General features: G+C 64.4%; 9 protein-coding genes. 2 read left to right on the plus strand and 7 right to left on the minus strand.

Annotated elements, in window-relative coordinates; all coding sequences use genetic code 11:
• Positions 1-6: 6 nt before the first annotated feature.
• From HUK73_RS20465 to HUK73_RS20490, 6 genes are all read right to left on the minus strand, one after another.
• A complete protein-coding gene (locus HUK73_RS20465) occupies positions 7-2073 on the minus strand; it encodes a 3-hydroxyacyl-CoA dehydrogenase NAD-binding domain-containing protein (RefSeq protein ID WP_369805583.1) in 2067 nt (688 codons plus the stop codon).
• A gap of 31 nt (positions 2074-2104) precedes the next feature.
• Positions 2105-2881, minus strand: coding sequence for an SDR family NAD(P)-dependent oxidoreductase (locus HUK73_RS20470; RefSeq protein ID WP_176593690.1), 777 nt, complete (start codon positions 2879-2881; stop codon positions 2105-2107).
• A 3-nt stretch (positions 2882-2884) separates the two neighbouring features.
• Positions 2885-3646 carry an enoyl-CoA hydratase-related protein gene (locus HUK73_RS20475; protein ID WP_176593691.1) on the minus strand — a complete coding sequence of 254 codons (762 nt, stop codon included), beginning with the start codon at positions 3644-3646 and terminating at the stop codon, positions 2885-2887.
• A gap of 70 nt (positions 3647-3716) precedes the next feature.
• Complete coding sequence (locus tag HUK73_RS20480) at positions 3717-4505, minus strand: SDR family NAD(P)-dependent oxidoreductase (RefSeq protein ID WP_176593692.1); 789 nt, start codon at positions 4503-4505, stop codon at positions 3717-3719.
• Between the two features lie 9 nt (positions 4506-4514).
• Positions 4515-5510 (minus strand): NADPH:quinone oxidoreductase family protein, encoded by a 996-nt coding sequence (locus HUK73_RS20485; protein WP_176593693.1) that lies wholly within the window; start codon positions 5508-5510, stop codon positions 4515-4517.
• A gap of 14 nt (positions 5511-5524) precedes the next feature.
• Entirely contained in the window at positions 5525-7045 is a 1521-nt protein-coding gene (locus HUK73_RS20490) for a class I adenylate-forming enzyme family protein (RefSeq protein ID WP_176593694.1), read from the minus strand.
• Between the two features lie 135 nt (positions 7046-7180).
• Here HUK73_RS20490 and HUK73_RS20495 point away from each other — a divergent pair, with 135 nt between their 5' ends.
• Positions 7181-9307 (plus strand): molybdopterin-dependent oxidoreductase, encoded by a 2127-nt coding sequence (locus HUK73_RS20495; protein WP_176593695.1) that lies wholly within the window; start codon positions 7181-7183, stop codon positions 9305-9307.
• Entirely contained in the window at positions 9304-10092 is a 789-nt protein-coding gene (locus HUK73_RS20500; protein WP_176593696.1) for an SDR family NAD(P)-dependent oxidoreductase, read from the plus strand. The genes HUK73_RS20495 and HUK73_RS20500 overlap by 4 nt, the downstream gene beginning before the upstream one ends.
• Positions 10093-10096: 4 nt before the next feature.
• Here the strand turns inward: HUK73_RS20500 and HUK73_RS20505 are convergent, their stop codons facing one another.
• Positions 10097-11587: a class I adenylate-forming enzyme family protein gene (locus HUK73_RS20505; RefSeq protein ID WP_176593697.1), complete on the minus strand. Its 1491-nt coding sequence runs from the start codon at positions 11585-11587 to the stop codon at positions 10097-10099.
• Positions 11588-11694: the final 107 nt, after the last annotated feature.

The raw sequence follows: 11694 nt of genomic DNA on the forward strand, positions 1-11694 counted from the left end.
CTATGATCAGGTGAGGCTGCCGCCTTCGGCCGCCAGCTTGCGCAGCAGGGGCGACACGGCGTCCGGGCCGATGATCTCATCCAGCGCGGCAACGATCTTGGGCAGGCCCACGCTGTCGGCCCAGCACATCGGTCCGCCGGTCCAGACCGGCCAGCCATAGCCCGTCACCAGCGCCACATCGACGTCGGAGGCACGCAGCGCGATCCCCTCCTCCACGATCCTGGCGCCCTCATTCACCACCGGGTAGAGCAGCCGTTCGACAATCTCGGCATCGGTGAAACTGCGCTGCGGCACGCCGGTCTTTTCGGCAAAATCGCGGATGACCTTTTCGGCGACCGGCGAGGGCGAGGCCCGGCGCGCCTCGTCATAATCATAATAGCCGCCATTCTTCTTCTGGCCCCAGCGGTCCATTTCGCACAGCACCTCCTGCACGGTGCGGCCAGCGCTATTCTCCCGGTCCCAGCCGATGACGTCCAGGCCGACGAGGTCGATCATCTGGAACGGCCCCATGGCGAAACCATAGTCGTTGATCGCCTTGTCGACCTGCGCCGGGGTCGGGCCTTCCAGCACCAGAGCCTCGGCGGAACTCATCCGGGGCGTCATGGCGCGATTGGCGATGAAGCCATCGCACACGCCCGACAGCACCGCGATCTTGCCCAGTTGGCGGCCAATGGCCATGCCGGTGGCGATCACCGGGTCAGAGGTCTTGGCGCCGCGCACCACTTCGAGCAACCGCATGATATTGGCAGGCGCGAAGAAATGCAGGCCGATCACCCATTCCGGGCGCGAGGTCGCCGCCGCGATTCTGTCGAGATCGAGGAAGGACGTGTTGCTCGCCAGGATCGCACCCTGCTTCGCCGCCGCATCGATCTGGGCGAAGACGGTTTTCTTGAGGTCAATATCCTCGAACACCGCTTCCATCACCAGATCGACAGGGGCGACCGCGCTGGCGAGATCGGTGCTGGTCGTCAGCAGGCCGGAGCGACGATCCCCCTCGGCTTCGGTAATGCGTCCCTTGGCGACGAGACCGGCAAAGGTCTTGCGAATGCCGCCCGCGCCGCGCTCTACCGCCGCCTCGTCGCGGTCGACCAGCGTCACCGGCACACCCGCATTCAGGAAGGCCGTCGCGATGCCGCTGCCCATGGTGCCCGCGCCGATCACCGCCACGCTGGCGACGACAAGCGGCTTTACATCCCTGGCGACGGGAATCTTGCCCGCCGTGCGTTCGGCAAAGAAGAGATGGCGCTGGGCGATGGATTCGCTGGAGCTCATCAGCTCCTCGAACAGTTCCCATTCGCGCTTCAGCCCTTCATCAAAGGGCAGGGTCGCCGCCGCCTCGATGGCCTTGACGATATTGCCGGGCGCCTTGAAGCCCCGGAAGTCGCGCTTGTGCGCGGCGCGATAGGCTTCGATGGCCGCCTTGGCCGCCTCCGGGTCTAGATCGACGCTCATGTCGCGCACGCGGCGCAGCGGCGCGCCTTCCTCCACCAGCTTGCGGGCATAGGCGACCGCGCCCGCCTCCAGATCGCCTTCGATGATCTCGTCGATCAATCCCGTCTTCTGCGCCTTGGCCGCGCCCAGCGGACGGCCGCCGACGATCAGCTCCAGCGCCGTTTCGACGCCAGCGATGCGCGGCGTGCGCTGCGTACCGCCAGCGCCGGGCAGCAGGCCGAGCGACACTTCGGGCAGGCCGACCTTGGCGGACGCCACCGCCACGCGATAATGGCAGGCCAGCGCCAGTTCGAACCCGCCGCCCAGCGCCGTGCCGTGGATCGCCGCAACGACCGGCTTGGCCGACGCCTCTATCGCCAAGAATATATCGTTAAGGTCGGGCTTGCGCAGTTCGCCACCGAACTCGCTGATGTCAGCGCCCGCAAAGAAGGTGCGGCCATCACAGCGGATGATCAGCGCCTTGGCGGCATCATCGGCCACCGCACGGCTGATCCCCTCATCCAGCGCCACACGCACGGAATAGCCCAGCGCATTGACCGGCGGTGAATCGATCGCCAGCACGGCAACGCCGTCCGTCACCTTATAGGTGGAAACCCCTTCTGCCACAGCCGCTTCGCTCACTTGCATTCTCCAGTAAAAGCCTGGGCCGTCGTTACAGCGACTGGCCATCATCGATGGTGAAGACCGAGCCGGTGACTTCCGCGCTCGCGTCCGAACAGAGATAAAGGATGGTGGGGTCCAGCACGTTGATCCCCATGATCCGCTTGCGCACGAACCCGTCGACCAGCGCCTTGCCCCCAGCATTATCGAGATGCTGATCCGTCAGTTCCGTGCGGATATAACCGGGGCAGACCACATTGACGTTGATGCCCTTGTTCGCCCAGTCATGCGCCATGGCACGGCCCATCTGCACCACGCCCGCCTTGGTCGCGGCATAGGTGACCTGGCCCGCATCGATGAAGCTGGCGGTGATCGAGGAAATCAGCACGATCCGGCCATGCTGGCGGTCGGCGGCGCCTGCCGCGATCATGCGCCGCGCCGCCTCGCGCGCGGTCAGGAACACGCCGCGGAAATTAACCCCGGTCATCTGGTCGAACTTGTCCATCGGCAGGCCCAGCGCGCTACCGCCGATCGCCACACCGGCATTGGCAACGACACTGTCGACCGGCCCGAAGGCCGCCTCGGCCGCGTCGAAGGCAGCCATGGTGGACTCTTCATCGGCCACGTCCATCTGAACCGCGAGCGCTTGTCCGCCCGCCGCTTCGATGGCGGCCTGCACATCGTCCAGCATCGCGGTCCGCCGTGCGGCCAGCACCACCTTGGCCCCGCTTTCGGCGCAGCGGCGGGCGAGATGCTTGCCGATGCCGGACGAGGCGCCGGTAATCATCACCACGCGGTTGCCAAGATCGAAGGAATAACCGTAGGGCATGATTCAGGCTCCGGTAAACACGGCTTTACGCTTTTCAAGGAAGGCGGCGATACCCTCGGCGCAGTCAGCGCTATTTCCAGCAGTCTTCTGGTCCCGCCGTTCCCGGCCGAGCGCACTCTGCCAATCGGCGTCGACAGCGTGCCAGGCCATGGCGCGGATCAGGGACAGGCTGCGCGGACCATGGGCGAGACGCTCCGCAAGAGCCAGCGCCTCGCTCTCCAGCGCATCATCCGCCGCCACCCGGTTGATGAGACCCCATTCGAGCGCCGTCCCCGCTGGAAGCCTGTCCCCCAGCAACATCATTTCCATGGCGCGCGGACGACCGATCGTGCGAGCGAGCAGATGAGAGGAACCGCCATCGGGGCAAAGCCCGACCTTGCTGAACGCCTGAAGGAAACAAGCGGTTTCGCTGGCCAGAATCATGTCGGCCGCCAACGCCAGCGAGCAGCCCACCCCTGCCGCCGCGCCGCGCACGGCGCTGATCCAGGGGATCGACAGATTGCGCAAACGCGTCATCAGCGGATTGATGTGGGTTTCCAGAACGAGGCCGAAATCCTCGGGAATTTCCCCCAGATCAGCGCCCGAACAAAAGGCCCGGCCCGCGCCGGTCACGACCATCACCCGCGCCGAGGTTTCGATCTGATCGACGGCCTTGGCGATCTCTTCCGCCATCGCTTCCGACATCGCGTTCAGCTTGTCCGGCTGATTGAGCCGCAGGATGCCGACAGCCCCCTGATATTCGACCTCGATCAGTTCATATTCCATGGCACGCCCCGTTGGCTGAATCACTTTCCACTGTTCATCCCTGTATAGTTTAATCGGTTAATTGCAACCATCAGCGCGGCAGTTGCGAGTCATCGACCTTGATGCAAGTGCCCGTCACGCCCTCCGACGCCGGGGACGCGAGATAGAGCAAAGTTGAATCCAGCATATGCGGTTCAGCGATCCGCTTGCGCGGCATAATGGAGGCGAAGACCTCCTCCCCTTGCCGCTCGATGCTGGCCGCGCTCATTTCCGATCGGAAGAAGCCCGGCGCGATCGCATTCACGCTGATCCCCTTGGGCGCCCACTCCACGGAGAGCGCTTCGGTCAGGCGAACCACCGCACTCTTGGTCGCCACATACATGGCGCAGGCAATCTTGCCGTCATAGTTGAACGCGCCGATGGACGAGATGTTGATGATCCGGCCCTTCCTTCCCGCGTCGATCAGGCCGCCCGCAACCTTCTGCGCCAGCAGGAAAGGCGCACGCACATTGACAGCATAGAGCCGGTCCATTTCCTCGACGCTCTGCTTGAGCGCGCTGCGTGCCTCGGAAATCCCGGCATTGTTGACCAGGATCGTGACGGGACCGCCCAAGGCCGCCTCGGCCCTGTCGACCGCTGCGACAATTGCGACAGGGTCCATCAGGTCGAGGGCGATCGCCACCGCCTTGCCCCCTCGGGCCTCGATGGTCGCGACCAGATCGTCCAGCCGGTCGGCACGCCGCGCCGCGACCGCAACGCGCGCGCCTGCCGCCGCCAGCGTTTCCGCGAAGCGGCGACCAAGGCCCGATGAAGCGCCTGTCACAAGCGCGATCTGACCTTCCAAAACCCGGCTGATTTCGGGCGCGGGTGACTGTTGCATGAGCATTTCCTATTCCATCTCGACGACGATCTTGCCCACGGCCTTGCGCGACGAGAGCAGGGCGATCGCCTCGCCACCACGCGCCAGGGGAAAGCGATCCGATACCAGGGGCTTGAGGCTCCCGTCGCGATACCAGCCGAACAATTCCCGCACATTGTCGCGGAAGCCATCAGGATCGCGCTCGATCGACGCGCCCCAGAAGACGCCCGTAATATAGCAGGATTTGAGCAGCGGCAGGTTGAGCGGGATGCTGGCAATGCCAGCCGGAAAGCCGACCACCAGAAACCGCCCGTCCCAGCCAAGCGTCCGCAACGCAGGCTCGGAATAGCTGCCCCCCACGCCGTCATAGACCACATCAACATCGCCGCCCGCGGCAACCTTGGCCGCGTCAGTGAAGGCACGCGCCTGCGTCTTTTCGAGCGGTCCCGCCGGATAGACGATCGCCTCGTCCGCGCCATGACGCCGGACGACATCGGCCTTCGCCTCGCTGGAGACGCCCGCGATCACCTTGGCACCCATGTGCTTGCCCAGTTCCACCGCAGCCAGCCCCACCCCGCCAGCCGCGCCCAGAATCAGCAGCTTCTCGCCCGGCTGCAATCGCGCCCGATCCTTCAAGGCATAATGCGACGTGCCATAGGTCATCAAAAAGGCCGCCGCTTGATCGAAGGGCATTTCGTCGGGAATGCGGAAACAGCGCCACGCCGCGATCACCAACTGCTCGGCAAGGCCGCCGTACACCGCCCCGCCCAGCACGCGGTCGCCGACCGCAAAGCCGCTTACCCCCTCGCCCACGGCATCGATGACGCCGCTCACTTCCGCGCCGGGCGAGAAGGGGCGTTCGGGCCGGAACTGATAGCGGTCCTCGATGATCAGCGCGTCGGGATAGTTGATGCCGCAGGCCGCCACGCGGATGCGAACTTCGCCGGGTCCGGGCTGGGGCACGGGCCGCTCATGGATCACCAGAGTTTCAGGGCCGCCCACCGCTTGACTGACCAAGGCTTTCATCCTGTCTCTCCCGCTTATCGCACCGGTGCCGGCAGCCGCGCATCCTTGTAGAGCATCCGCAGGGCTGGCTTGGAAATCTTGCCCATCGCCAGCCGGGGCAAGGGCGCGTCCGACACGACAATGTAGCGCGGCAGTTTGAAGCTCGACAATTGGCTCTGGCAATGCGCCATGATGGCATCCGTGCAGCAATCGGCGCCATGGACGATTGCCAGCGGCGTTTCCCCGAACCTGTCGTCCGGCACGGCGAGGATCGCGACCTCAGTCACGCCATCGACCTCCATGATCACGCGCTCGACCTCGGCGGCGGAGATGTTGAAGCCACCCGATTTGATGAAATCCTTCATCCGGTCGACCATTTTGAGCAGGCCCAGTTCATCGACCTCGCCAATGTCGCCGGTATGCAGCCAGCCGTCGATCAGCGCCTCGGCAGTGGCTTGCGGGTTGCGCCAATAGCCGATCATCACGCCCGGCTTGCGCACGATGATCTGGCCGGGCGTGCCGGGTGGCACACGCTTCCCCTCCGCATCGATGATCGTGATCTGGGTGAAGGGTCCGCCAAAGCCGCAGCGATCGGGATGGCTGCGGGCATAGCGCACCGGATTGACGGTCACAGCGCCGCCCGCCTCCGTCTGGCCATAGAGCTGCCGCAGCGCCACGCCCCGGTCAAACCACGCCTGCTGCAACCAGGGCGGCGGCGCCGCGCCCCCGATGGTGGCGGTGCGGATGAAGGACAGGTCCGCGCCGGCGAAATCCGGCAGTTCGGCAATGCGCTGAAAGAAGATCGGCGCCGCGCGAAAGCTGTTGATCCGCTCTTCGCGCAGCAAGGCCAGCGCCGCTTCGGACTCAAACTTCTCCAGCAGATAGATGGTCCCGCCGATGACGATCATATGAACCATCAGGTTGAACCCGCCCGCCGTGCTGAGCGGCGCGGTGCTCAGCAGTCGCGTCGGCCCACCGTCCAGATCGGGCGCATTATGGACATATTCCTCCCACGCATATTCGATCATCGCGCGGTGCGAATAAACGACGCCCTTGGGCCGGGCGGTCGATCCGCTGGTGGTGATGATCGCCATCGGCGCATCGGGATCGAGTGCCAGAATCTCGGCCGAAGCCTCCCCCGAGCGCAGGCTCGCCACCTCCTCCGGCCGCAGCTTGGCGACATGGGCAACGGCTTCGCTGTCCTTGAGCCGCTCGCCCCCTTCGGCATCGACGAAGATCAGGCGGGGCTCATATTGCCCCAGCAGATAGTCGACCTCAGCCGGGACCATGCGCGAGTTGATCGGCGCGACAATGGCGCCGCAGCGGATGGCGGCGAAGGCGGTGACGCACCAATGGATCGATGTTTCGCCATAAAAGGCGAGCCGTTCGCCGGGAACCAGCCCCTGCGCCGCCAGCAAATTCGCGACTCGACCGACCCAGCCATCCAGCTCCCGATAGCTGAGCGCGACGTCAGAAACGCGGATGGCCGTCTGATCCGGCCTTTCCTTTGCCCAGAAGCGCAAGGCCATATCGATGGTCGCCTGCATTGCCGACATGATGCGCGCCTCTCCCAAGGTTTTAATCGAATAATTAGCTGGCATGCAACAACGGGCGCGTCAACGGGCAGAGGACATTTTTTCAATTGCACGATTAAATTTTATAGGACTAATATGACCGTGAGGAGAGACGGAATGCGCACGACGAAGACCGCCTGCCGCTATTGCTGCGGCGCTTGCTCCATGGTCGCCACGATTGACGATGATGGGCAGCTGACATCGGTGCGCGGCGACCGGGAAAGCCCGCTCACCGACGGTTTCGCCTGCATTCGCGGCCTTCAGTCGGTCGAGGCCATGTATCAGCCCGGCCGCATCCTGCGCCCGCTCAAGCGCCAGCCGGACGGCAGTTTCAGCGAAATCCCCCTCGAAACCGCACTGGACGAGATAGCCGAAAGGCTGGGCGTCATTCTCGACGAGAGCGGCGGAGAATCCGTCGCCGTGTTCAAGGGCACGCAGGTCTGGAAGAATGTCACCGGCCATCTGTTCCTGAATGCCTGGCTGACCGCGATCAACTCCACCCGCCTGTTCACGACCATCACCATCGACCAGTCCTGCAAGCAGGTGACGATGCGCCGCATGGGCTATTGGAACGCGGGCAAGCCCCGACTTCAGGACTGCGACGTGATGATGATCTTCGGCGGCAATCCGCTGCTGTCGGTCGCCGTCACCAATTTCACCTATGATCCCGTCAAGCGGATGAAGGCGGCGCTGAAACGCGGCATGAAGCTGGTCGTCATCGATCCGCGCCGCACCGAAACCGCACAAAACGCAAACCTGCATCTGCAATGCCGCCCCGGCGAGGATATCACCATCGCCGCCGGCATGATCCGCATGATTCTGGCGGAAGGCTGGCACGATCGGGCCTTTTGCGACCGGCATGTCAAGGATCTCGACCGATTGGCCGAGGCGGTGGCGCCCTTCACCCCCGACCTTGTCGCCGCCCGCGCCGGGATCGACCCCGGCCAGTTGCGCGCTGCGACGGAGATGTTCGCCCGCGACAGCGCCAAGGGCATTGCGACCTGCGGCACGGGTCCCTCCATGTCGCCCCGTTCCAACCTGGCCGATCATATGGTCGAATGCCTGAACGTGATCTGCGGCCGCTTCTATCGCGAGGGCGACCGCATCCCCAATCCCGGCGTGCAGAACAAGCGCCGTCCCTTCGTGGCAGAGGTCGTCGCCCCCTTCCGCGAATGGGAAAGCAGCCCCAGGACCGGAACCGGCCATGGCACCCTGTTCGGCGAGTTGATGAGCGGTGTGCTGGCGGACGAGATATTGCGCGACGATCCAGGCCGCATCCGAGCCCTCTTCGTGAACGGCGCCAATCCCGCCGTCGCCCTGCCCGACCAGAATAAGGCGATCGGCGCGCTGAAGGCGCTCGACCTGCTGGTCGCCATCGAACCCTTCATGACCGCGACGGCCAAATTATGCGACTATATCCTGCCGCCGCGCCTGATGTTCGAGCGCACCGACACGGTTCCGCCGCCCCATTATGAGCCACTGATCGACGCCCCCTTCGTGCAATATGTACCGCCCGCGGTCGAACCGCCAAGCGGGTCGGAGGTAGTGGACGACTGGTATCCCTATTGGGCCTTGTGCAGCCGGCTGGGCATCCCCCTGCCCTTCATGGGCACGAAGCTGGACCCCAGCACGCCACCGACGACGGACGATCTGCTCGCCCTCGTCCTCAAGGACTCGCAGGTGCCGTTCGAGGAGATCAAGCGCCATCCGGGCGGCAAGATCTTCGATGTCGAACCCGCCTTCGTCCAGCCGCCCGCCAGCGAGGATACGCCCCGTTTCGACGTCATCCCCGACGATGTCGCAGCGGAGATCGAGGAGTTGCTGGCGGAACATGGACCAGAGGCCCCAGCCCCCTTCACCCATTTGCTGACGGTCCGGCGCCTGCGCGGCATCATGAACTCCCTGGGCATCATCCAGCCCGAACTGCGCCGCCGTCACCCCTATAATGACGCTAATCTCCATCCCGACGACATGGCCGCACTGGGGCTGGAGGAAGGCGCCCATGTCGAGATCGAGTCCGATGCCGGCACCATCATCGCCATCGCCGCCACCGATCCCACCGTGCGGCCAGGTACGCTGTCGATGAGCCATTGCTGGGGCGGCCTGCCCGAAGAAGAATTGCCGTTCGAGGCAATGGGCGTTTCGACCAACCTGCTCGTGCGCACCGACTGCTTTGTCGAGAAGATCAACGCCATGCCGCGCTTTTCCTCCATTCCCGTCAGCATCAGGAGGATCGCCGCTTGACCCAGTCATCCGCACTCGATCGCTTCTGTCTCGACGGCAAGACCGCGCTGGTCCTTGGCATCGGTCCGGCCATCGGTTCGGCCGTCGCCCATGGCTTTGCGGAGGCAGGGGCCAATGTCGTCGTCGCTGCTCGCAGCGCGGACGCGGTGGACAATCTGGTTGAGACGCTGCGTTCCCGGCATGGCGACGTTGCCGCCGGGCTTGCGACCGACGCGGGCGATCCGGTAGCGCTCGACCGCCTGCTGGCCTTTGCGACAGAACGGTTCGGCGGCATCGATATCGCCTTTTACAACGCCTTTGCGCTCGATGCGGGCCATTACCGCACCTTCACCGGCTATGTCTCTCCGCTCGATTGCACGGAAGAGGATTGGAGCGCCTGCTTCAACCTCAATGTCATGGCACCATTCCGCCTCGCCAAAGCGTTGGTGCCGAGCATGAAGGCACGCGGCGGCGGCGTCATCATCAATAATCTGGCAGCGGCTGCCTTCACGCCGATCATGCCCGCGATGGCCTATGCCGCCACCAAATCGGCGCTGGCGACGATGACGACCTATCTCGCCAAGGGCTGCGGTCCCGAAGTGCGCTTCAACGCCATCGCACCCTCCAATATCGAGGCGACGCAGCGATCCGAAACGATGCGCGCCGCCGCCAGAGCCTTTCCCCTTGCCCGCATGGGCTCACCAGACGAAGTGGTCGGCGCGGTCCTCTACCTCGCCTCTCCGGCATCCAGCTATGTGACGGGTCAGGTGATCTTCGTCGACGGCGGACGCGTCGCCACCGCCTGACGGTTCAGCGCACCCGCTCCGGCAAGGGCTTGTCACCACCATAAAGCGCCCGCAGCGCAGGCTTGGAAATCTTGCCCGAAGCAAGGCGCGGCAGCGGCTCTTCCGACCGGATCAGATAGCGCGGCACCTTGAAGTTGGACAGATGCTCACAGCAATGGGCGATCAGCTGCTCGGTTTCCGGCACGCTGCCGAACACCACCGCCATCGGCACCTCGCCGAACTTGTCGTCGCGCGCCGCGATCACCGCCACTTCCTCGACGCCCAGTTCCAGTATCACCCGCTCCACTTCGGCCGCGGAGATGTTGAGGCCGCCCGAAATGATGATGTCCTTCATCCGGTCCACCATCCGCACCAGCCCCAGCTCGTCCAGCACGCCCAGATCGCCCGTATGCAGCCAGCCGTCGCAGATCGCCTCGGCCGTTGCCGCCGGATTGTTCCAATAGCCCGCCATCATGCCCGGCCCACGCAGCACGATCTCGCCCTGCTCGCCGGGCGGCAGCATGTTGCCGTCGGCATCCATCACCGCGACGTCGGTGAACATCATCATGCCGCCGCACATTTCGGGGCGGCTCAGCGCATGGTGGCGCGCGTTGATGACACCGGTGCCGCCGCTTTCGGTCTGCCCGAACATCTGGCGCAGCAACACGCCCTTGGCCGCCCATTTCTCCAGCAGCGGCTGGACGACGGTAGCACCGCCGGTATGGGCGATGTCGAGGTGTCTCACATCGGCCGCATCGAATTCCGGCAGGTCGGCCATGCGCTGGAAGAAGATCGGCGCGCCGGTGACGAAATTGACGCCCTCTTCCGTGATCAGGCGCAAGGCTTCGGCCGCGTCGAACCTGCTTTCCAGAAAGGCGGTGCCGCCCGACAGCAAAGTGTGGAGGAAGGGCATGGTCCCGGCCGAAGTGCTCATCGGCGCGACCAGCAGGCGGCGATAGGGACCAGTCAGCGGATCGCTGACCAGCTGCCACATATTATGCTCGCAGATCGCGCGGTTTGTGAACATCACGCCCTTGGGCCGGGCGGTGGAGCCGCTGGTCGTGACGATGATGGTGATATCCTCGTCCTTCAAGGCCAGCCGCACATCGCGATCCTCGCCCTGCCGAAGCGCCGCAATCTCCGCGCAATCGATCAGCACCGCCGGCGCGCGCGCCACCTTGGGCGCATTGGCTTCGTCCGTGACGAGAACACGCGGCGTATAGTCCTGCACCAGCCAGTCGAGTTCGCTCTTCACCAGCTTGGTGCTGACCCCCGCCGACATGCCCCCAGCGCGGATCGAGGCCAGCATGGCAACCACCCATTCGGTCGAATTTTCCGCGCAGATGACAGTGCGGTCGCCGGGCACGAAACCCCGATCGACGAACATCGCCGCAACCCGGCCCACCCAACGGTTGAACGCCGCATAGCTGACCCGCTCGCCATTGCTCACGATCATGTCCCGATCGGGATGCTCCATGGCCCACCAGCGGAACGCATGATCGATGGTCATCGGCATTCAGACAAACTCCAATTCCGGGCAAACATCGCCTCGATGGTAAATTTATTTATTTGGTTGATTGAATTTCTACCGGCTTTATGATTTCCGTCAAGATCATATAGCCA

Origin of the sequence: Sphingobium sp. EM0848, from assembly GCF_013375555.1 — a bacterium.
Taxonomy (GTDB): Bacteria; Pseudomonadota; Alphaproteobacteria; order Sphingomonadales; family Sphingomonadaceae; genus Sphingobium.